Below are 21,927 nucleotides of genomic sequence, written 5' to 3' on the forward strand. Positions count from 1 at the left end.
GAGCCCCTGCACCAGACGCTGCCAGCGCACATGAGAAAAGTATAAACGCGCCGCTCGACACACCCCAAAAATTCATATCATCCCCCCAGTGTTTCCATACACACTAGCCGCACTGAGGATATAGTCAATCGTTTAGTTATCTCGTCATCCGGTGCGTTGGCAGTTTTGCGCGCGGAGCGGCGGGCCGCGTCGTTCCCCAGGGCGTCGGACCGCCCACAGACTCTCCGCGACGTGAGCACCACGGTCGGCTCACTCTCTTGATTAGGGTCCGGATTCACCACAGTCACCAGATGACGGCCGCGGAGAGCGCGAGAGCTCCCATAAAGTTTTGCGTTGCGATCGAAGCGGGTAGCGAGGCGTCGCCAGTCCTTGAGGCGGCAGAACATGCGCTCGATGACGTTGCGCTGCTTGTAAATGGCGCGGTCGTAGTCGTCGTGGATTTTGCGGTTGCGGCGCGGCGGGATGACGGCCTGGGTACCGCGGTCGTCGAGCCACCCGCGCAGCTCTTGGCTGTCATAACTTTATCGGCGACGAGTTCGCCGGAGGGTGGCAGGGCCTCGATGCAGTTCTTCGCGACCTTGCAGTCTTGGACGTTGCCGGGCGTCAGCAGGAGGACGTGAGGGCGGCCTTTGGCGTCGCAGACTGTCCGTCGTCAGAACACTTGTCACAGGTGCCCGCGAGCAGACCCAACTCGTCATCGGCCATTTGCAGATCACGCTTGCGCAATATGCCGAAACGCCCGCATTCGAGCAGCAGGAAGCAGACGACTTCCGCGATCTGGCGATTACCGTCGCAGAGCATGCGATAGGTGGAGCCTCAACGATGGCGGCCGCTACCAGCCTGACGGTCGCGTTGGGTCAAAGCAAAGGGTTGCCTGCGCTTGCTCAAACCGACACGCTCCAGAAAGCCTTGGACGGTTTGTTGGTCGCTCTCGTCGATGATGGGGACAAGGCTGCAAGCGCCACGATCAGGGACAAGGTACTTGAGCAGGCGATCCACCGGGCAGATGTTGATCGGCGGTGGTTCTCGCTCATGGGTTTCGACGCGGAGATTTTGGAGATCATACAATCAGGTTAAGCGGTCGGGCCCCCCGATGGCCGCGACGCAATCTCTGGCCGCGACCGATGCGTAGGTGGCGATTGCGGGAAGCGTGAACCCGCTGCTGGGTTCGGCCTGCGATATAGGAAGTGGAACGGTAATGCGCCATTGCCCCTGGGTCGCCTGTAGGTCTCGATAATCTGAGGCTGGTCTCGCTCGATGAGCCCGTCCGGCGAGATCGCCGTGCCATGCACGGCAGCAAATGCGCCTCCCTCATCTCGGCGACCGGGCAAAATGACATACTTGATAAGCTGCTTGCAGGGGTGAGAGCGAAACTCTCATTTCTAGGCGTGCTGGTGCTGCCTGAAGTGCTGATTCCGTCGGCGAAGGCGAATATGCGTACCATCGGGTCGCTCGTCGGCGAGGACATCGGCGCCTGGCCATGCGTCGAATGCTCGACTCAGAGTGGATTTCCATGATCGCCGATAGTTGGCAGCTTCGCGAGCAGAGGCGGGCGAGCGCGGTCCACGAGTAGAAGATTGACGCGGGGACGGTCAAGGATACACGCCCAACACCAAGGAAGTGCTGGAGGACTACGACCGTGCCGGAAATCCGCTGTTCGTCCCGGAAGCGCAGTTCCGGACTGGTGACATCTTTTGGGTGCTCGGCCAGCACCGTACGATCGGCTATTCCGTCTTCGGAATCGAGGATGGCCGCATCGATGGGCAGTTAGCACAAGCCTACTCGTTACTGTCCGACATGGACCAAGTGATCACGAAAGCGCAGGCTGAAGGACGTATCGCAGGCGTTCTCCTGAATGATGGGAATCCCGCGGTCATCAACCTTGGCGGCTACACCATCACTGTTCGGGAAACGATGGCTCTTCTCAAGCAAATGCTGCTCGACGTCGGTTTGCAAGCGCCCCCTCCGCCCCCTCCGATGCCGAGCGAAACCGAAGGCCCCGGAACGCGTCCGGCCCCCGGAGACAGCCGAGCATTTGGTCTGATCATCGATGAAGGGAACGATTCCTTTTTCATTGTCGGAAAGGGATTTACCGCTGATTTTGCAATTGGTTCGAGATTGGCGGAAGTCGATCGCGTGGAAGAGGGTCGTTTCGCCGCACAAGGCTGGAAGCCCGGCCGCACACTCAATGGCGATGAGCGCTTGAGTGTGGTCCCGACCGATCGGATCGGCTCCATCCGCATCAAGCTGATGCAGCCGAGATCGAAGTGAAAGCCCTTTGGCTTTGAAAAGCCAGATCGGTCGGTAGCTTTCATCTTTGCCGATCAGGGTGTCTTGCGGCCGAATTTCAGCGCGTTCCTGCCGGGCAGCGTTACGTCCAGCAAACGGCTCGTCTTGGGACAAGCGGCCGTTCCCATCCCTGCTGGTAAACGTCGTAAGCTGGTCGGTAGCCGTCGCAAAAGCGGACCGTCGACACCTAGGGATCGGAAATGATCGCTAAGTGTCCGCGATGGGTCGGCTTCGTTCAGCGCCACGCAGGCAAGGCCGGAGAGCGAATGTGCTCGCGCCGGATGCCGAGACCGAGCAACCTTGCCGGAAGGGCCTGAAGCGCTGGGATCGTTTGCAGCAAATGGAGGACAGCCGGCGCGCGTGGCGCTGTGCTGCGCATGGCCGCACCGATGACATTCCGATGGACGGCGCGCTGTATGGCCTGGATCGTGCGGACGGCCAGCATGCGTCGGGCACGCACTTGGCGGAGCAGCGGATCAGGATCAATTCCGGCACTCAGCGGAGCGGCAAGAATGTTTGCGGCGGCGACCGCGTCCTGGATCGCAAGGTTGATGCCGACGCCGCCCACCGGCGACATGGCATGCGCTGCATCCCCGATAACAAGCAGGCCCGGTCGGTGCCAGCGGGTCAGCCGGTCAAGCGATACGGTGAGAAGCTTCACATCGTCCCAGACAGCGACCGCTGCGATATGGTCTGTCAGCGATGGTGCCGTCGCCGACACATCGCCCCGGAAGCGCTCGATGCCCGCCGCGCGTATTCTGTCCGCCGCGCCTTTCTCGATCACGCGGGCGCACTGGAAATAGTCGCCCCGGTCAATGGTGACGATCATCTCGCCCCGATCGATGTAGCCCTGTGTGCGATTGTCAGGTGTCCGCGCCTTTGGCACCCGAAACCAGAGCACGTCGATCGGCACACCGAGATCTTGTAACGGTAACGCAGCCGCTTCCCGCAGCCGGGAACTGCGTCCATCGGCGACGATGACCAGTCGCGCTTCGAGTGTTTCGCCATTTGCCAGTCTTACGCCCTCGACGCGATCGGTGCCCTCGACCAGGCCTACGGCCTCAGCCTCCATGCGCAGGGTGAACGCGGGCAGCCGCCGCGCGACGTCTGCCACGAAGTCGAGAAAATGCCATTGCGGCATCATTGCAATAAAGCGAGCAGGACCGGGAAGGCGGCTGAAATCGGCGATCCGATATTCGCGGCCGCCGATCACAGCGCCCACTGACGAGACCTTGTCATGCTCGCGGGTCAGAAGGGCTTCAAGAAGGCCGAGCTCGTCGAACAAGTCCAAGGTAGATGGATGTACCGTGTCACCGCGAAAGTCGCGCAGGAAGTCGGCATGCTTCTCAAGCACGAGGGTCGGTACACCAGCGCGAGCGAACAGAAGGCCCGCCATCATCCCAGCTGGACCGCCGCCGACAATCACAAGCTGATGTGGGGCTCGATCAATCATGCCGTGAGCCTACGCTTTACTTAAGCAACCGCAAGGCAGCGTTTCACGCGTGATCACGCGATAGCCGCCGGTCTGCAATCCGAAGGAGCAATTCGGCCGCTGAGCGACGGAGAAGGGTCGCTCTTGGAAGATGGTGTGTGGCTCATCCGGGCGGGCGGCCTGTAGTAGGATGAATATCATGCCGTTTGGTTGCCCACTTCTCTAAAATCAGAGGTGGCGTGGCCTTCGGACTTGCTCGTCAGTCATTCCCTGTCCCGACTTCACATTCCAGCGAATCAGAAGATGCCTAGAAATTTTTTATCCTGGCTCTTTTTCTCGTCCTTGCTTTCTTTGCCCGCCTCATCCTTGGCCGTTGTGCCGCGCCCTACGTCATCACGAGGCGTCCCGCCCTTGGTCCGCTGGGCGGCGGCCGTTGCCCCCGCAAGTACTGGTCCGCAAGCTGCGCTCTTCGCGTCGCCAATGTCGACAAAGGCGAGGATTCCGGCCAGCGGAGTGGCACCAATGCCAAGGGCAGCGCCCACCCCGCCTCGCGCGATCAATTCGGGGCTGATCACGTCAATGCTGGGTTTCGCGAAATAGCCTTTGATGCCCACGGGGGATTGACCGGAAAACAAGCTGAACTTCTTGCCATCCGCTCGAAAAGCCAGGTCCAGGCTTTCATTGCGAAACGAAAAGCCACCCCGTCCGACCATCACGTTCTTTGTCGTGTCGATGATTATGGGATCAGCCGCCGCCACACCATTGCGCACAGTGAACGCGATCAGGCCGCAATTAATCTGGACCGGCTTTTTAAGCTTTCCCGCGAACATCTTGGTGATGAACGTGCCTATGTCCAGTTCGGATAGCTGGACATTACGCGCCCACATGGACCCCGCGGGCAGGATCACCGCGATACGGCCGTTGGACGTAGCGAGCGAATCGTGCAGCGTGTCACCCAGGCCAGTCATCTGTACGCGGGCCTTGACTGTGCCCGTCGTGCCGGATTCTTCAACACCCCAACGCCCCAAAAGCTTGCCCATGGGCGTGGGCGACAGACGGATATCGTAGGCCGTGCGGACCGGAGCGCCTCGCGCGTTGATTTCAATGTCAGAACTCACATGTCCGCCTGTCATATCGAAGGTGAGAGGCGAAAGCGTGATCAGGCTGCGCTCAAGCGCCAGCTTCAGCGCGATATTGGAAATGGGCAAATTCTCGGCGCGGACGCGGCGCACATTATATTCCACCTTAGCGTCGAAATTGCGGAGCGCCTCGACCCGCAGCGGGGCATCGGGAAGTAGGCGTGGAGTGCCGCCGACAGTCTGGATCGTCCCTTTCGCGCCTTGAGTTTCCAGTTTCTGGGGATCGTAGCCGATGAAGGGGCCGACATCGACGATATCGAGCGTTTGGGTAGCAAGCGAAGCGTTCAGCAGTAAACGGTTATCAGGAAGCGATACGGTCATGCGCCCGGCCAGGTCGCTGTCTCCGAAGCGGCCTTTAAGATGCGTGAAACGCCATTCGTCGCCCTGCTTGGTAAGCGCGGAGGTAAAGCGATAGGCGCGTGTTTCGGGAATGGCTACGCCGAGGAAATCGAACAGCAGGGCAAGATTGGGACCTTGGGTGACGAGACGAAGGTCCGCGCCCTCAATCTCGGTCGCACCGGGCAGCGTGCCGCTCACCTCCAGCACGGTGGAGCCCGCCTGCGCATGCAGGGCAAGGCTGTTCTTGCCGCCCGTGACCGTCGCGTTGGGAGACAAAAGGCCGCCGCGCAAGGTGAAGGGACGTTGCCGCAGGGTGCCATCGCCCGAAAAGCGCACATCGCTGGAAAAGCGTGTATCCTGCGCCTTTACAGTCTCGAAACCGATATCGGCGTTGAGCTGCATGCGCGGGTCGCGATACCGCAGGGTCGTGCCGGCCAGCAACGCTCGGCGGATCAATGGCAGGTCGAGAGGCTCGCCTTTTTTGTCGGGATCGCCAAAGGTCCATGTGTTGTTCCGGCCGTCGCTGGACCATTCGAGGTCAGTTGCCGCATCACGAAGTTCGAGCCATCGCACACGATATTTCTCTCCGAAGATGAGGCTGAACGGAGCAACCCGCGTGTCGATGAGGTCGGCGCGGAAAAAATCAGGGCGACTTGCCCAAGAGACGTTCGCAACCGTCATCCGCTCGGCACGGAGCCTTATGTCGATTGGTGCGAAATAGAGCTGGAAGTCACCTCCCACCCGAACCTGGCGCTCAAGCCGACTGGACAATGTGCGTTCGAACGGCTCCTTCAGGAACCGCCCTTTGGTGATGAACAGGATCAGCCAGATGGCGAATATGATCGCGACGATCCACAGTAGGATGCGTACCGGTAGCGGAAGCGTGCCCCATCGTTCGCGCGTGCGGGACAAGGTGGGACCAATGCCGCTCGCGAACCCATAGGGAAGCGGCTTCTGGATGGCCGGAGTGTCCGGCCGGAGAGGATCGGCATCGGCCATCGCGAAAGAACGCGGCTTCGCGCTTTTGGCTCCAATCTCCCGCTTTCGTTGACCTGACAACTATGGGGCCGCCAGACGAGATACGAAGGGACCGCCCAATTAACTGGGGATTGTGTCGGTGTCACCCACCAGAGGGTTGCCTTTCCATTGGCGGTATCAGCCCGCCCGCGTTCGCTGCCAAGGTGGTATAATGAGATAGGTGACCGGCGCAAAACCGTACAAGTCCAGTTTTGGGCTAATCCCAACATCCATAATCCTAAAGAGTGCCAACGCTGGGGAGCGCCGGTGCTATAACTGCGAGCCGAAGGGAGCGGTTGTGCGCTTGCATCGCCCATATGATAAACGATGTCCCGGCGACGACCGGCACGGGCTGCTCACCATGTCCAGTGGCAAGCCGCTGGCGGAAGCGCAGACCGCAGCGCTTTTCGCCATCCTGTTTTGGGGAAGCACTTATGTGATATTTTCAGTCAGGTCGGTATTTTTTCCGCCCACGTCGATCGACTTTTTCAGTCTCAAGCGCCTGGCGATGACCTTTTGCGGCGCGATGCTATTCCTGTTCGCGGTTGCGTGGACAGGACGCCGGATGGGCCTGAGCGTGAAACGTCCGCTTGTCTGGCCGATCATCAGCACGATCGCGGCTTCCGTGGCATTGCTGCTCCTACGGATCATGTATGACGACCTGACCGATCCCGGCTCATTCGGCTTTGCTGATCACGGGGGATGGATATTGGTCTGGAGCGGCTATTTCCTGAGTGGAATCACGCTGATCTCTTCGGCAAGGAAGGCAGCTGTCGAACCGCCGAAGGCGGCTGAAGCGAAAGCGGAGGCAAGTCCCACTATCTGGGTTCAGCGCAACAAGCGATCGATCCCTCTTTCCGTCGACGACATCGATTGGCTCGAAGCGCAGGGCAACTATGTCTACGCCCATGCTGCCGATTCGGGTGGCCTGCTACGAAGTTCGCTTTCGTCGCTGGAGGACAGGCTGAAATCGAGCGGCTTCATCAGGGTGCATCGTTCGGCCCTTTGCCGCAAACAACGCATCCAGGCCGTGGAACGCAAGTCATGCGGCGCACTGGTAATCATTCTGCATGGGGGCGCCGAACTGCCGGTCGGCCGCCGATATGCCGCAGATGTGACGGCGCTGACGAGCGCCTGACCCCCGACCCGAAGCTGTCGTTCGTCACACCCATCGGTCGTTCACGTCTCCATGCCTTCGCCTGTCGATCTCCACCTGCAAAGGGTTGCAACGACCGTTGCCAAGGGAGATCGGAATGGCTTCTCATTATGCGGAAGACCGGCGCGCTTACGAACAGCCGAACATGACCGAAGCAGAAATGCGCAGCCGCATTCTGGAACTGGCCCCGTTTCACCATGCGATTGACTTGCCCTTCGGTCTCAATACCTACGACGAGTCCCTACGCGGACAGGACCGTCAGTCCTTGGGCCGGATAGATAGCATGAGCAAGCATGTCTGGCCGAGATTGCTCGAGCAGTTCGGCGGCACCTTGCAAGGGAAGCGCGTGCTGGACGTCGCCTGTAACTGCGGGGGATTCTCCTTCCTGGCTGCGGAGACGGGGGCCGATGAAGTCGTAGGTTTCGACTCTGAGGACAGATATATCGCGCAGGCGAGGTTTATTCAGGAAGCTCGTCAGGAGAATCGCGTCCGTTTCGAAATCGATCAACTGGAGAATGTTAGCGCTGAATCATACGGACGTTTCGACGTGTCATTCTTCTTCGGCATTCTCTACCATCTGGAGGATCCGATCGGCGGCTTGCGGCGGATCGCGTCCCTGACCACGGACACAATCGTGATCGATACGCACCTGATGCGACTTCCTTACATTCACCGCTTTCTGAAGATGCCTCTCTGGGGAATGAGTGTCGTAGCGCCGGTGGAAGGCAAAGACACCACCACAGGTCTTTGGCGGAAGGCCCGTCACTGCCAGTTCAAGCCCAACCTCCAGGCTGTGGTGCAATCCCTGAAATTCCTCGGCTTCGATGATGTCGAATATCTGGCGCCCACCGCTGCCGGCCTCGAAGACCGCTATTACAGGCGGACGCGCGGAGCGTTCATAGCTCGGAGACGGCCACCTTCCGCCACGAGGTCGGAGCCAAATTGAAGCCGGGTCGGCTCGCTTTGACATTGTGCGGCCATCGGGTCGATTGACGAACGTCAACAATCTGGGACGCTAAATGTGGCGATGAGCGCCCAGAACTGGTCGGCCTGCTCTGAAGCGCTCCACCTGTGGCCATCCTAGTCTAAAGACGTGTTATGGATTGTCAGAATTTGTTCTCACCCCTCGCGAGCGAGTATGGACGCAAGGTGAGCACGAAGCCCGCTCTGCATCGGCATTGCTCGGCCGCTCAGGATGCTCGAGCACGCTTTCGCGAACGTGATCCCGCCTTGCCGGCACCGACTGGCAGATCAGAAAGCTCGATGCAGAGCGGCGCATGATCGATACGAAGCCCGGCATTGCGCTCGAAGGCTCCCCGCCAATATTTCCAGAAAGTTTAGATGGTTGCATGGGGGTGTAGATGCCGCACCGCGTCGGTCCAGCCCTGGGCAAGCAACCGGCCATAGGCTGCGCGCACTTCCCGCGCAAACAGTGCGTCGTCCCGCCAGCGCTCGGGCGCATAGACGTCGAGGTCGGTCGCGAAAGATGTACGGGCACGCAGGCGTTCTGCTTGCGCTCAGCAATACTTTCGGCAACGATGCAGTGAACGAAAGCCTGCACGCTGGCATGATGGAGAGGGTCATGGATCACAAGAGGACGCGGCGTACTTTCATTGCGGGCGTGGGCACTTTGGCGGTTTTCCCGCGCCTAGCTGCAGCGGCGCAGCAGCCGGAGAGCCATGGTCGATACACCATGCCACCGATGCCCCAGCCGGTCGACGGCGACGGCCCCGGGTTCAAACCGTTGTTTGACGGCCGAACCCTTTCGGGCTGGCGTGGAGATCCCAAATACTGGCGTGTGGAGGACGGCTCCATAGTCGGCGAGGTTACGCCGGACACTCTGCTCCGCAGCAATACGTTTCTGATATGGAGCGGCGGTAAACCTGAAGATTTCGAATTGAAGCTCGATTACAAAATTACGCCGGGCGGCAACAGCGGGGTGAATTATCGCAGCGTTGTTGTCAAAGACGAGATCACTCCAGCCAACCGCTTTGCGCTATCGGGGCTGCAGTTCGACATTGATGGGCAAAATCTCTTTACCGCTATGGTTTACGAAGAGCGCGGGCGTAGCTTTATCGCCCGCCGCGGTCAATTTTCGCGAACGACCACACCGCCTTCCCAGGTAATTGGAGCGATTGGGGAGCCAGGGTCTCTGAGGACGATCAAACCTAACTGGAATGAGGCTCACATTATAGCCAAGGGCCCGTCGCTTTATCATTTGTTGAACGGCCAACTGATGGCGGCGGCAATTGATGAGGCAAAGGGCCGTCGGCGCGATGGCGAAATAGGGATGCAGGTGCACGTAGGTCCGCCGATGAGGGTTGAATATCGGAACATTCGGCTGAAGTTGCTGTAACGCGATCTCTAAGGACGAATTAATTGCATGCGGCAGCATCAAGTGAGACGGCGCCTATTCTTCCATTGCTTCCCGGCCTAGGCCGTGTTGACAAAAGGGATTCCCAAACCGGCCTTCTTCTGATTCAAGACTGCTTTTTGGGGGGGCAGTCATGGGTCGCGGGGATTTGTCGGACGCGGAGTGGGGGTTGATCGGGCCGCTGCTGCCGCCTGAGCGTGGTCGCTGGGCGCGGCCGGCGGGCGATAACCGGCTCTTCCTCAATGGGATGCTCCACGTGCTGCGGGTCGGCTGCCCCTGGCGCGACATGCACGAGCGGTACGGCAAATGGAACTCGGTCTATGTGCGCTTCCGTCGCTGGGCCGAACAGGGTGTCTGGGATGCCTTGCTGCAAACGCTGGTCGATCTGGGTCTGACCGACGACTGGCAACACATGATCGACAGCACCAGCGTTCGCGGCCACGTCTCGGCAGCGGGCGGAAAAGGGGGACTTGTGCGAACGCTCTTGGTCGATCACGCGGCGGCTTTACGAGCAAAATCCACGCCCGCTGCGACAATCAAGGACTGCCTGTCGGCTTCATCCTGACCAGCGGCGAGGCCTCCGATTATACCGCTGCCGAACCGCTGATGGCGATCCCCGTCGCCACGCCCAAGGCGCTGCTGGCGGACAAGGGCTATGATGGTGATCGCTTCCGGGAAAGCCTGCTGGTCCGCGGCATCCTGCCGATCATCCCGCCCCGCTCGAACCGCAAGATGCCCGAGCATCCCGACTATTGCCGCTACCGGGACCGCAACCGCGTCGAGCGCATGTTCGGCAAGCTCAAACAGCAACGCCGCATCGCCACCCGCTATGACAAGACCATCCTCTCGTTCGAAAGCTTCCTCAACCTCGCCGCCTCGCGCCTATGGTTGAAGTCTTTTGTCAACACGGCCTAGGGTTTCGGCTTCAGCCGCTCCGCCGTGATCAGGGGAAACCTCGCGTGGAGCAAGCGAGAAAAGAGCCTCGATAAAGGCGTCGGACCGAATAGGTTCCTGCCCAAAAATAGGCTCTGGAGCTTCTATGTCGCGGTTAAAGAAGGCCGAAGTCTCTTCTTCTGTTAAGTTGTACTCGTCTCGAAAGCGTCCGACAACAGCTTCGACATTATCGCTTTCATCAAACGAATCGTATCGCTGCGTCCAAATAGACATTGCAACAATTGGAATATCAATCGGGCGTTTTACAGAACGCCTAAGATCATTCTTTACAGACTCAATGTAATTATCGGTTGGCGTGACGGTCATGCCAACGCCAGTCTTGTCAATTCTAAAAACACGTGAGAAGGTCTTGCTTCGATCTAACGTAGAGTAGGTGCCTGATCGAGGATAGCCAACATGTCGCCACGGTGCATTTGGTGCAAATGGATTGAAGAACGCGTGATCGCTATCCACCGGAGTGCCGTCGGCGGCAGAAACTCCCATTAGACGACGAGCTGCTGACTCCGTTGACATAGTGCGGATTGTGACGGGGTGATCCGGTGAAAGCCCCTCATGCTTTAATATGAGGAGGTCTACAAACAGCTTGTTGCAACTGTCTCGAAGCTGCTCAATCGCCCAAAGGATAGTCGGAAGTGTTATATACTTAGCCATTATCACCCTGCTTGATCCGAGCGCCCGCGAAATCTGACAAACTCAGGCAAATTGGAACAAATCCTCGGTCCGTCTGCCAGGTCCTCACGAGTCGCTTGTAGGGCACGAATTTTGGAAAAACAGAGTGTTGATTTCGCGTCGCTGACAAAACCGGGGGTGCCAACCCTATCGAAACGGATTCAACCCCGCCTCCACGTCTCCCCTGTTCAGGACGTCATCGCTCGCGATCGTCGTCACGGAGGGGAGGGGAAGGAGACTGATCCTTGCTTGGCGCCAGGTCGGCACTGCGTTGCGGATCTCGGGTGGGGATGACGCCATGCTTTTGTAGGATCGGCGTCAGCCTCTCAATCTCGCGATGCTTATAATGGGCCTCCTGTGGCGACAGCGGCCGACTGCGCTCGCTCTCCACTACCTCGCGAGCGCGAGGCTCGCCGGCACGCGCTGGGCCGGTAAGGTCGAAGCGATGGATCACCTCGCCGCCGCGTCGATAGATCGTGAGCTTGTCGGCCAGACGCCCCTCCTGAATCCGGTCCAGCGTGTCGAGCATCCCACGCAAGGCATTCTGATGGGCCTCCGTCGTGGTCATCCGCCCGATGCCCCGACTCTCCTTCTGCGCCGCATATCGCTGCAACACTCCAAGGCTCGACATTTCGGGGCTGACGGCCAAGGCGCGCGCATCGGTTCGGAACCCGGCATCCCGGAATTGCTGCAAGGTCGCCGCAACCGTCTCGGGGTTGCGCATCGTGCCTTCCACCAGAACATTGACGCGCCGCTGCGCGGCCTCGGCAATGGCCTTCTCGACCAATCGACCAGAATCGCGGTCGGTATAGAAGGCCGCGGTTTTGTCGTCGGCACGCTGCAAGCTCTTATAATGGGGCAAATAGGCGCGAAGATCGTCACCGATGATCTTCACCATTCCGCCGCTGCCCGCAAATTCGCGGGTAGCATGGTTCTGCATGGGGGTTTTGCCGGAGCCGGGTTGCCCCCCTAGAACAATCGCAGTCGGCTGCTCGACGCTCTCCGCGCCCCTGAATAGGCGGGGAGCTACGCGGGTTTCATAGATTTTCTGTAGGGCGTCGGGTGACAGGCTATGTCGTTCGGGGTCGCGGTCCATGCTGCCTCTTAGGCAGCGATGGGGACGGCCTCGGCGGCGTCACGCGCGCGAACGATCGCGCTATACTCGGACAGCACTTGCCGGACATTCTCGGTGTCGGTCACGTTGAGCGAGTGCATGATTGCGGTCGCCTGATCCGTCCGCATTTCAAGCCATTCGATCCGCGCCGCGCTGGGAGCTGCCCGCTCCTGCTCAAACGCGATCTGCTCGCTATACCCGGCAATCACATCATTGATGGCCTCTAGCGCTGCCTCATAGGCAACCGCCTGATCTTGGGTCCACATGGGGCCAGTATCGCCGCTCATCGTCATGCCTTTCCTATATCATCAAGTCTTGAACGAATAAAGAACGGCGTCGATCCAGCGAAGGGGGCCGGTGGAGGGGATGCTCCACCGGCCAGCACGACGAACAACCTTGGAGATTTCGCCTTCGTCCTCGGTTGTTCGGAAACTCATATATCTGCGGTCGGTCGTGACAGCCACGCCAACTGCTCGCCAATAGCCAAGCCCTCCATGGGAGCGGCAGCGCGAGGCGCGATGCTCGGCCAGAGGGGCGCGCGATAGCTGCGGCCTGCGAGAACGATCAGTGGCGCGGCGACGTCCACAACCCGCGCCAGCTCGTCCAGCACGCGAGCGCCCCAAAGGCGGCGAGCGGGAGCGCCCATCTTCCCAAGAGTCGCATCATAGGGTTCGATGACCGCACCGGGGGCAATCAGGCCATGCTTTGCCGAAAGGATCAGCCAGGGCGATCCGGTGCGCTCGACATAGGCGCGGGCCTTGCGAAACCACGGGGAGATATAAAGGTCGCGCGCCTCAGCTGCGTGATCCAGCTTCGCGGCAGCGCAAGCGACGAGGTAGACGGGGAGGGGGGCCGATGCTTCTTCGAGAACGGCTTCCCGGTCCACGTCGCCAAGCCAAGGCGCGATGGCCCATTTCGTGATAGCGCGAAGCGCCTTCGCCCCTACGGGTTTCCGCTCGGTCGCGTGGCTGATCGTAGGGCCTCCGAACAAGTCAGGCTGCTCGCCAATGACGTGGACACGCGGGATATAGCGCGGTTTGCGGATGCAATGGCGGGCCATGGCGGTCCCTCCCTCTCTGCGTAAGAATGGGCGGGGGACCGAAGCCCCCCGCTTTGGATCAAGCGGCCTCGTCGATCTGTTCGTGATCGTCGTCCCCCAGCTCGTCGTCCTCGTCCGCCTCCGGTTCCTCCTTGGCAGGGAGGGGTTCAACGGTGGCGCTCTCCATGAAGTCGGGAAGCCAGTTCACCGCTTCGGCAACATCGTCGGGGTGAAGGCCAAGCAACTTGGCGTCCTCTTCGTCGCAATTCGCGATGCGGGCACAGAACGCGGCGGTTTCGTTGCCCTTCATGCCCTTGGCGCGATCTGCCAGACCCCACGTTTCGAGAAGAGCAAGCCGGGCCTTGTTGGAGAAGGTGTTGAAAAACGCCTCGTCCAATTCGACGGTATCGCGCCAGCGTCCGAAACCGGCCTCGGCCTCGATGCAGTTGCCAAGCTCGCGGACCATGCGCGGGGTGCGGCCATCGGAATAAACCGAAGTCGTCGCCAAGAGCATGTGACCGGCGATCATCGCCGCCACCTTGTTCTTGTCCGTGGTGGGGAGATTGCGGAACAGCGCGAAGCCTTCAATCGGATCGCGAGCCGTCATCCACTCACCCGACGCCAAGCCTTCCTTGGTGGTGAGCCACGCGGCGCGCTCGGGGCGGCGGCCGACAAGATCGTGAATCTTGGTGGTGCCGTCCTCGTCGTGCGGAAGGTCGTTGATCCCCTGCGGTTCGCCATGGAAATAGACGGTATTCCCATATCCGTGCGTCGGGGTCAGGATCGTGCGGGCCTGCGTGAACAGCATGAAGTCGAGCGCGAGCGACGAACCGGCGGAAGCGGACTGCATTAGCTCGGCCCGGATCATATCGCGGCGGATCAACATCATGACCTGCATGTTGTCCTTCGATAGCCCGAAACGCGCGCGCTCGGCCTCTGCCGGTGTCGGCGCTGGCTTGGCTTCGCGCTGCTCGGTCGCGCCCTTGGGCAGTTCCGCACCCTTCGCCGCGCGATCTGCAAACCACAGCTCTACGTCAAAACTGCCATCGTTCTCGATGGACGCGACGGCAACGACCGCGCCCTTCTTGGGCAGGATGATAGTGCGCTGCGCGTCCAGCTCGGCAATTTCGCTCGCCAGCTTCTCGTAAGCCTCTTCCTGATCGGCCAGCGGCTCGTCATCCTCCCCGATCATTGCAGCGAGGCGCGTTTCCATCGACGCATAGATTTTCGCGAGGTCTTTGGGGAGGTCGCCCCGCTTCGGATTGCGAATGCGAAGCTCATGGTCGGTCGAAAGATAGCCGTATTGCTTGATCTGCGGAGGTGTCGCCGCCCACGAAAACTGTAGGTCGGCAAGCCCCCACTTCTCGCCAAGCACACGGCCATTGCGGGAGATATTATGCTCGAACCGATCCTTATCCTCGGTCATGCGCTGCTCGACTAGCTGGTGCAGCACATCGGGGCTTTGGACGATGCCAGCGCCATCCTGCGCGAACAAATCGGCCTCAAATTCGCCGCCTGCTGCGCGGTAAGTCTCGACGCCGACATAGCACATTAGCTTGGTCAGTTCGTGATTGCCGGAGTTCATTGCCTTGCGGATGGCACTCGCATTCTTCTCGTGCGGGCGGGTCGCCTCCTTCTCCAACTGGCGATAGACCGCGATCTGTAGCAAACGATCCTCCGTCGCCGCGTATGCCTGTGCCTGGGCGTCATCGATCTCGCCCGCGCTGTAGAGGTCCATGATCTCGGGATGAAGGTTCGCAATCCGCATGATGCGCGCGGTGCGGGCCACATCGTAGCCGAACATCGCGCCCAACTCTTCTAGGGTGGCCTCGGGGCGCTCGGCCCGAATGGCGGCGAAACCCATATACACATCAGGCAGGGCCATCGCTTCGCGCGCGCGGTTCTCGGCCATGCTGATTTCCGTGACCTTGCTCAAGTCATCGACCTTCATACACGGGAAAGTGAGTGCCTTCCGGTTCGGATCCGCCTCGGCCAATGCCGTGAGAAGGCGGCGACGGCGATCCCCGGCGATTACCTCATATCCCCCGGCCTCGCGCGGGATCACGACCATGGGTTGAATAAGACCAACCGACAGCAAGGAAGCGGAGATTTCGGTATCGCTCGCGGCGCTGGACGGTTTCTTGCGAACATTCTGCTCGCTGCGGTGAAGTTGATCGACTGTCAGGTGCAGGATCGTGGGCTTTGAAGTCTTAGCCATTGTGCTGTTTCCCTTCTTAAAATGGAGCCGAAGGCGATGGCCCCATCGACTTCTGCCAAGTGGCGAACTGGGTCGGGGAATGGCGCAAATATGGGCTGATCGCGGGGGAGGGGGATCACCCGGCCTGCACAGAGCGCAGCGAAGGAAGGGCGGGGAAACCCCCGCGATCACCAAGCGGAGCCGCGCAGCGGCGTAGACGGCCAGGCCCTTGCGCCAGGGGGCAGGAACAGGCCCCGGTCCTGCAAACAGCGCGGCGGCAATGCCGCCTCATATCCTGACCGGGACGGCGCTTGATCTAGTAGGCTAAAGTAACGGCGTCGAAACCACTTGTGGAAGGTGTTGCCATATTCTGTTTACAGGCTTGGCCTAAGTCGCATGATAAACGGAGACAAACTTGATCGTCATTGAGGATCTGATGGCAAGCCTAGCAGTGCGTCGGCCCGTGTTCTGCTCCGAAGCTGATTTCCAGCATGAGCTTGCCTATGAAATTCGGAAGAACGATCCGAATCTAAATGTAAGGCTGGAATGGCCGTTAACCGCCCCCGCGCGGGGCGCGATCGATGTTATCGTGATCGGCGAAACCCGGTTCGCCCTGGAACTCAAATATCTCAGCAAGGGCTTTTCGACCACGCTCGACGGGGAGCCGGTCACGCTGAAGCAGCACGGGGCACATGACCAGCGCCGCTATGACGTGTGCAAGGATGTGACGCGCATGGAAGCCTATGCGGAGGCAACCGGCTATGGCGCTGGCGTCTTGGTTCTCACCAACGATCCAAGCTATTGGCAGCCGCGGGCGCGCACTGACACTGTAGATGCAGCCTTCAACCTTTGCGACCTGCGCGAGCTGACCGGCTCGCTCGCTTGGCACGAACTGGCGAAGCCAGGGACAACGAAAAACCGCGAAGCGGCCTTAGAAATCAAGGGGCGATATGCCCTCACTTGGCAGGACTACAATCGGATCGACGGTAAAGCTGGCCTGTTCCGCTACCTGTGGATTCCGGTTGCATCACCGACCCGGGGTTAGGGGCGTAGGCGCGATCGATGGGCGTTGAAGGGGGAAGTAAACTCATGGCGAGCATTGACATGCATTCGCATCATTCGACGTTGCGGGAGCGCATCGTCGAGCATGTCTTCGTGGGTGAAGCCCTCCGCACGCTATGGCGGCGCGGAATAACCGACGTGGAAGTCTTGCGATCTGAGTTCGACGCGCATGGTTACGATCTGGTCATGGGGCGAGGGCCTGTCGTTCGCCATATCCAGTTCAAGACTGGCATCCGTAGTAAGCCAGCGCCGGTCTCAGTGGGGCGAGCCCTCGCAGACAAACCCAGCGGCTGCGTTATCTGGATTTGCGTGACGCTCGATCTAGATCTTGGGCCGTTCTGGTGGTTCGGAGGGGCACCCGGCGAACCGCTTCCTGACCTGTCGGGCTTCGCGAGTCCAAAGCGTATCGGCCGCCGTGAAGGCGGCGATCGGCCGCTTCGGGTCAATCATAGCAAGGTGCCGGCCAAGCATTTTCGGCGGATCGACACGATGGACGCTATGCTAGAAACGCTATTCGGCCCGCTGCCGCATGACGCTGCCCCGGTCGTCGTGGACGACGCGGGAGCTGAGGCCTGATGCTCACATTTGGCAATCTTCTGGACCTAGCGGGTATTAGCCGAAGCTCGGTTCGGCTTCTGCGACACCAAGATAACAGGCATCCGGGGTTCCCGACGCCATATGCCCTCTGGCGGGACCATAGGAGCCGCTTTGAGGCGTATCAGGAAACCCAAGGGGTAGGCGACGCCCCGGACCTACGCGCACCCTATTGGGCATCCTTCGTCGGTGTTCCTGGGAAGGAAACCCTGTTCGTCGGTCTGTACTCTGCAGAGCTGATCGGGCCGCTAGCCGAAGATCGGCCGCATCCTGTCACCGGAGGAGTGGAACCGGCAGGAAGCTGCAACCAATATCGGCTAGCGCTGCTGCCCGAGCTGGCCGAATATGCGGGCCGGCTCTGGATCGATTGGGGCAAGGGCTATCGCGCGTGGATTCAGCGTGGCGATCGCGTTCCAAAGCCGGTTGTCGAGCTTCGCCGGACCTTTCGCGAAGATCCGTTCCCCGGCTTCGCGGCATTGATCCTGAACCTCTCTGATATTGAGACAATGCCGGCCCATTGGGCGGAGGCTCTGCGCGCGACGCGCGGAATTTACCTCCTTACGTGCCCGCGAACGCGGGAACAGTATGTCGGTATGGCGTCCAGCGGAGAGGGCTTTCTTGGCCGCTGGCGCGAGTATTTCGCATCCGGGCATGGAGGGAATGTCGCGCTGAAAAGCCGCGATCCGAGCGATTATCAGGTGTCGATCTTGGAGACCGTCGGCACCTCCGCCACTATGGCCGATCTGATCGAATTGGAATGCCGCTGGAAGGATAAGCTGCAAAGCCGCCAAATGGGCCTCAATCGCAATTAAAACGGCGCTACTCTTTCAGCGCTTTGGTTCTAGCGCGCGACTGGAATTTCGCTGATCCGTGTCGTCCAAGCCGGACTTTTCTGGCTGCGCTTAGTGTCGAAAGCCTTGGCGCCGTGGCCTTGGACCGCGAGCGTGATGGTGTTGCGGCCGAACCGACTATTGAGGCCATCCATGGCGGCCAGCAGTGCCGGGGCACGAGGATCGACCGTAGCGAATAGGTCTGCCTGGCCTTGGCCCTGCGGGGTCAAATCCTCCAGCAGAACGCCACATTTCGTATAGACGCCCCCCGGTTGAAATATGGCCTCCGTCATCTGGCCGACAATCCGCAAGATTACGCGCGGATCGTTGGTTGGCGGCGACAACCGCGCCGATCGCGAAGCGGAAGGCGGGTTCGGCCGATAGCGTGAGCCATGGGCGAAGGCGATCAGTCGGCTCGCAACGAGGCCCTGGGCGCGGATCTTCTCGGCCGCGCGCGCCGCGCGCCGCGCCATCGCCTCGCCCAGCTCGTCCAGCGTTTTGACCGGCTCTCCGAATTGGCGAGTGACGGCGGTTGCCTTCAGCGCGTCGGGCTCAACTTTGAAGTCCGCGCATTCGATGCCGCCCAGCTCGCGCACAAGCCGCTCAAGCACAACCGTTCCCACGTCGCGCGCGACCGCTGGCGGCATCGCCGCCAGGTCGGCGGTCGTTCGGATGCCAAGGGGGTGGAGCCGCGCTTCAAGCGCGCTTCCGATCCCCCACACCTCCCCGATAGGCCATTGCTCGAACAGTCGCCGGCGTAGCTCGGTGTCGTGAAGATCCACCACGCCGCCCCAAACCTTTTCGGTGGCCTTGGCGAGCGCATTTGCGACTTTCGATAGGGTGCGCGTCGGGCCAAGGCCGATCCGGGTAGGCAGGCCAACTTGCCGTAATATATCCTCGCGCAACCTGTGCGCGGCTTCCACGTCGCCAAGGCCGTTGTGCAAGGTGGGGGCGCGGTAGAAACTCTCGTCTATCGAGTAGATCTCCACCGTATCGGTATGCTCGGCAATGACGGCGTTGAACCGCCGATTGAGGTCGGCATAGAGTTCGTAATTGCTTGATCGGAGCTGGATACCATGTCGCTTGATCCGATCCCGGATTTTGAAAACCGGCTCGCCCATGCGGACATGCAGGGCCTTCGCTTCCTCGCTGCGCGCTACCGCGCAACCGTCGTTGTTCGACAGGACGATGACGGGAACGCCGCGCAATGACGGATCAAAAAGCCTCTCTGCAGAGACGTAGAAGTTGGCGACGTCGACGATTCCATGGGTCATCCGCGAGGCCTAGCGCCGAAAATCACGGACACTCGTTCGCACGACGCCCCATATTTCCACGCCCTCGGCAGGAGTAGGGTCATAATGCTGGCGGGCGTTGCGAGCCTCAAGAAATGTCCCGCTTTGGCGGCGCGCGAGCTGACGGCAGACAAAGCCGCCATCCACGATGGCGATAACGATATGCCCCTCAATGGCGCGCGTGTCGCGGTCCACCACTACAACATCATTGTCGTAGATCCCGGCATCGATCATGCTGGTTCCGCTGATGCGAAAAACGAAGCTCGCCGCCCTGTCGAGCCGCAGAAGCTCGATCAGGCAAATTGAGTCCTCCTGCCAATCTTGGCTGGGGGACGGAAAACCGGCTCCTGCTGCACCGATGATGAAGGGAATTAGCCCCTCTGGCACCTCGGCGAGCGGGACCGGCTGCATCGGTGGCAGCAACATGATGATTCCCTTTCACCCTCTTGTAACGCACATAGGAACGAAAAGGGAACAGGCAGTCTGGATCAAACTGTCTCATAGCGCTGAACCGCGCATTCAGCTTCGCGCATTTTGGCTACGAAGTTAGCTCTACGAGCCTTGCTTGCGTCGTCGTCCGCAATCCACTATATCTGAATAGCCACGATAGTGGCAAAGGCCGCATAAGCACCTACCTCTCTCGAGCGGAAAGTGCCTTGCGAATGGCAGATTATGCAGTTGCGTAACGATCTGCCTTGCTCGACGTGTTGAAATCCGGAGGCTAGTTCTGCAGGACTCCCGCCGGTTGGGCCGTCAGGCATAAGGTATGCTAGGGGATTCCCCGCTAGGCCTGTGCAACATTGGAATAGTCTGGGTGACATTTGATTGTCACCCAGATCACCTAACAAAATCGTTTGGTGCGATGTTGAGGTGAGGAGTTCCAGTCCATCTACTTTTGTCAGAGTGGCAGTCGAAGAACGTCCCGCTCAGCGGAATGCGTCGGCGGCCTTCACTGCGATCGCGAATACAATCGTAATGGAAACCAGCGGTATAGGCGCTGCCCAAGCGAAGGGTTCCATTTAATAAGCAATCGCGATTATGCGGGGGTTCATCACTCACCGCGACCCCATGTAAAGCGCCGTTTGGTGAGCGAAACTGAATTTCGCTGGTGTTTGTGAAGCAGCGCCGCTGGCTTCCACCATAACGCCCGAATGCAAATTGCGCCTCGATACGCTTACATGCCTCAACGATCATTGCGCCAGGATCAGCAGCTTGTGGCAACGTATCAGCCAATTCCATGATAGTTTCAGTCACGATTGGCGCGTCAAAATTTCGAAGCGGCAACAGTAATGGTGTCCGATTGATCCGATCTGAAAGCTCTGTACGCATGGCTCCAACGGCGCGCGTCAGCGGTATGAAAGCAGTGCGCAAAACACTTGCAAGGCGATTTGCATACTCTTCGCCCTTACGCCCACGGGTCATTACCTTCTCTGGTAGCGACGCTGTTTGGACCAGGACTGAAGGTCTGAACGACATGGTAAAATTGCTAACGTCTTGGCCCTCGACGGACAGTATAATCATCCCACAACCGGTTTCCACCGCCTTGGGCTGAGCCTTGATAAGCTTGACCAGCGAACTTCCCAGCCTTGCCATATGGTCGGAATCTATTTCGAACCGACCATCGCCGTTTGGCCGCAAAGGAGTGCCAACAAACACAGGGGAACTACCGAAGATGCGCGTCGCAATTTTCTGGATGCGGTTGAAATGCTCGTGGGGAATCCCCGCTACGGCGATTATCAACGACGACTGTCCTCACTTTTGTCGAGTAGTTTTCGAATGATATCTAATGGCAATGAAACTCTCTCAAGATCTTCAATCGGTATAATATCTAACAGCTGATGAAGCGCCGATCGGCCCGCACGGGATTTATGGGCCATGGACGGCCGCTCATAGAGAAAATGGTTATTACTAAGGCCATTCTGCACAAGCCAGTGTTCGATCAGGGTTATGATGCGCTCGTCATTTGCACCCGGTTCAATGACGGAAGATGTGAGTTCAACACCACCCTCGGGCTTATCCGTGACAGGAAGGTCGAGATATCTCGCGGGACCTGCAAAAAGCCACCGCTTCTGACCTGGCTCGATAGGGCGAGTAAATGCGATACGAAGTGCGTTTTGAAACGGGAATGCTCTCTTGATCTTGGAAGAGGGCGTTCGACCTGTCACAAAATACTGAGAATAGGGTTCGGATACGTCCGCATCCGCAGGCACCAAGCCCCAATTGGTCGGCTCCCGCTCGTTCTTAATGAGCTTAATGTCTGGCACGTCACTTTCGAGCCAAGCCTTAATTTGACGACCATCAAGTGTCGCATCTAAGTCAACGCCGTTCCGCACTAACAGCGGTTTGACCTGTGCCATCAGCAGAACACGGCGTTCGCTCCAGTTCTGAGTCACTTTTTCAATCAGAAAGTCAAAATCTACCATCTGCTGT

The 21,927-nt window shown here is 59.5% G+C and carries 21 protein-coding genes and 2 pseudogenes; 11 read left to right on the forward strand and 12 right to left on the reverse strand.

Going from position 1 to position 21,927, the window contains the following annotated elements; all coding sequences use genetic code 11:
- Positions 1–77 precede the first annotated feature (77 nt).
- Positions 78–506: pseudogene (locus tag ON00_RS21425) on the reverse strand (hypothetical protein); the annotation flags it as partial.
- Between the two features lie 199 nt (positions 507–705).
- Between ON00_RS21425 and ON00_RS18995 the strand changes: the two are divergent.
- The 3 genes from ON00_RS18995 (at position 706) to ON00_RS19000 (ending at position 2,271) form a co-directional block, all read left to right on the forward strand.
- Positions 706–1,077 (forward strand): hypothetical protein, encoded by a 372-nt coding sequence (locus tag ON00_RS18995; protein WP_010408997.1) that lies wholly within the window; start codon positions 706–708, stop codon positions 1,075–1,077.
- Between the two features lie 209 nt (positions 1,078–1,286).
- The gene (locus ON00_RS20765; RefSeq protein WP_010408999.1) at positions 1,287–1,517 is read left to right on the forward strand and encodes a hypothetical protein; all 231 of its coding nucleotides are present in this window, start codon (positions 1,287–1,289) and stop codon (positions 1,515–1,517) included.
- A 103-nt stretch (positions 1,518–1,620) separates the two neighbouring features.
- Entirely contained in the window at positions 1,621–2,271 is a 651-nt protein-coding gene (locus ON00_RS19000) for a DUF5597 domain-containing protein (protein ID WP_010409000.1), read from the forward strand.
- 253 nt (positions 2,272–2,524) lie between these two features.
- On the opposite strand, the gene ON00_RS19005 is transcribed toward ON00_RS19000, so the two are convergent.
- Complete coding sequence (locus ON00_RS19005) at positions 2,525–3,673, reverse strand: FAD-dependent oxidoreductase (RefSeq protein ID WP_245535649.1); 1,149 nt, start codon at positions 3,671–3,673, stop codon at positions 2,525–2,527.
- Here ON00_RS19005 and ON00_RS21280 point away from each other — a divergent pair.
- Entirely contained in the window at positions 3,590–3,766 is a 177-nt protein-coding gene (locus tag ON00_RS21280) for a hypothetical protein (RefSeq protein WP_245535653.1), read from the forward strand. The two genes, ON00_RS19005 and ON00_RS21280, sit on opposite strands and share 84 nt — an antisense overlap.
- A 251-nt stretch (positions 3,767–4,017) precedes the next feature.
- Here the strand turns inward: ON00_RS21280 and ON00_RS19010 are convergent, their stop codons facing one another.
- The gene (locus ON00_RS19010; protein WP_010409007.1) at positions 4,018–6,198 is read right to left on the reverse strand and encodes an AsmA family protein; all 2,181 of its coding nucleotides are present in this window, start codon (positions 6,196–6,198) and stop codon (positions 4,018–4,020) included.
- Positions 6,199–6,514: 316 nt separating this feature from the next.
- Here ON00_RS19010 and ON00_RS19980 point away from each other — a divergent pair, with 316 nt between their 5' ends.
- The 4 genes and pseudogenes from ON00_RS19980 (at position 6,515) to ON00_RS20415 (ending at position 10,661) form a co-directional block, all read left to right on the forward strand.
- Positions 6,515–7,354, forward strand: coding sequence for a LytTR family DNA-binding domain-containing protein (locus ON00_RS19980; protein ID WP_010409010.1), 840 nt, complete (start codon positions 6,515–6,517; stop codon positions 7,352–7,354).
- A 115-nt stretch (positions 7,355–7,469) separates the two neighbouring features.
- Positions 7,470–8,318: a class I SAM-dependent methyltransferase gene (locus ON00_RS19020; RefSeq protein WP_010409013.1), complete on the forward strand. Its 849-nt coding sequence runs from the start codon at positions 7,470–7,472 to the stop codon at positions 8,316–8,318.
- Positions 8,319–8,858: 540 nt separating this feature from the next.
- Complete coding sequence (locus tag ON00_RS19025; protein WP_010409016.1) at positions 8,859–9,728, forward strand: 3-keto-disaccharide hydrolase; 870 nt, start codon at positions 8,859–8,861, stop codon at positions 9,726–9,728.
- A 151-nt stretch (positions 9,729–9,879) separates the two neighbouring features.
- Positions 9,880–10,661, forward strand: a pseudogene (locus tag ON00_RS20415) (IS5 family transposase).
- Here ON00_RS20415 and ON00_RS20770 read toward each other — a convergent pair.
- From ON00_RS20770 to ON00_RS19055, 5 genes are all read right to left on the reverse strand, one after another.
- Positions 10,629–11,351: a hypothetical protein gene (locus ON00_RS20770; RefSeq protein ID WP_154651471.1), complete on the reverse strand. Its 723-nt coding sequence runs from the start codon at positions 11,349–11,351 to the stop codon at positions 10,629–10,631. The pseudogene ON00_RS20415 and the gene ON00_RS20770 sit on opposite strands and share 33 nt — an antisense overlap.
- A gap of 214 nt (positions 11,352–11,565) precedes the next feature.
- Positions 11,566–12,465, reverse strand: coding sequence for a zeta toxin family protein (locus tag ON00_RS19040; RefSeq protein ID WP_040602335.1), 900 nt, complete (start codon positions 12,463–12,465; stop codon positions 11,566–11,568).
- An 8-nt stretch (positions 12,466–12,473) separates the two neighbouring features.
- Entirely contained in the window at positions 12,474–12,770 is a 297-nt protein-coding gene (locus tag ON00_RS19045; protein ID WP_010409027.1) for a hypothetical protein, read from the reverse strand.
- Positions 12,771–12,916: 146 nt separating this feature from the next.
- Positions 12,917–13,543 carry a DUF6884 domain-containing protein gene (locus tag ON00_RS19050; RefSeq protein WP_010409030.1) on the reverse strand — a complete coding sequence of 209 codons (627 nt, stop codon included), beginning with the start codon at positions 13,541–13,543 and terminating at the stop codon, positions 12,917–12,919.
- A 58-nt stretch (positions 13,544–13,601) separates the two neighbouring features.
- The gene (locus tag ON00_RS19055; RefSeq protein ID WP_010409033.1) at positions 13,602–15,740 is read right to left on the reverse strand and encodes a ParB/RepB/Spo0J family partition protein; all 2,139 of its coding nucleotides are present in this window, start codon (positions 15,738–15,740) and stop codon (positions 13,602–13,604) included.
- 394 nt (positions 15,741–16,134) lie between these two features.
- Here ON00_RS19055 and ON00_RS19060 point away from each other — a divergent pair, with 394 nt between their 5' ends.
- From ON00_RS19060 to ON00_RS19070, 3 genes are read left to right on the forward strand one after another with little or no spacing between them, the layout of a single operon-like run.
- On the forward strand, positions 16,135–16,764 hold the full coding sequence (locus tag ON00_RS19060) for a hypothetical protein (RefSeq protein WP_010409036.1): 630 nt from the start codon (positions 16,135–16,137) through the stop codon (positions 16,762–16,764).
- A gap of 44 nt (positions 16,765–16,808) precedes the next feature.
- Positions 16,809–17,357 carry a hypothetical protein gene (locus tag ON00_RS19065; protein WP_010409039.1) on the forward strand — a complete coding sequence of 183 codons (549 nt, stop codon included), beginning with the start codon at positions 16,809–16,811 and terminating at the stop codon, positions 17,355–17,357.
- Positions 17,357–18,187, forward strand: coding sequence for a GIY-YIG nuclease family protein (locus tag ON00_RS19070; protein WP_201785572.1), 831 nt, complete (start codon positions 17,357–17,359; stop codon positions 18,185–18,187). Before ON00_RS19065 ends, ON00_RS19070 begins: the two co-directional genes overlap by 1 nt.
- Positions 18,188–18,216: 29 nt before the next feature.
- Here ON00_RS19070 and ON00_RS19075 read toward each other — a convergent pair whose 3' ends face one another.
- The 4 genes from ON00_RS19075 to ON00_RS20780 all read right to left on the reverse strand — a co-directional run.
- Positions 18,217–19,479, reverse strand: a complete 1,263-nt coding sequence (locus tag ON00_RS19075) for a Y-family DNA polymerase (RefSeq protein ID WP_029623233.1) — start codon at positions 19,477–19,479, stop codon at positions 18,217–18,219.
- A 9-nt stretch (positions 19,480–19,488) separates the two neighbouring features.
- Complete coding sequence (locus ON00_RS19080; protein ID WP_010409048.1) at positions 19,489–19,923, reverse strand: LexA family protein; 435 nt, start codon at positions 19,921–19,923, stop codon at positions 19,489–19,491.
- 411 nt (positions 19,924–20,334) lie between these two features.
- Positions 20,335–21,237, reverse strand: a complete 903-nt coding sequence (locus ON00_RS20775; protein WP_154651472.1) for a hypothetical protein — start codon at positions 21,235–21,237, stop codon at positions 20,335–20,337.
- Positions 21,234–21,927, reverse strand: a 694-nt coding sequence (locus ON00_RS20780; RefSeq protein WP_010409051.1) for a hypothetical protein, incomplete at its 5' end; no start/stop codon positions are given. The genes ON00_RS20780 and ON00_RS20775, both read right to left, overlap by 4 nt.

It is taken from the genome of Sphingomonas echinoides ATCC 14820 (assembly GCF_000241465.1).
Taxonomy (GTDB): domain Bacteria; phylum Pseudomonadota; class Alphaproteobacteria; order Sphingomonadales; family Sphingomonadaceae; genus Sphingomonas; species Sphingomonas echinoides.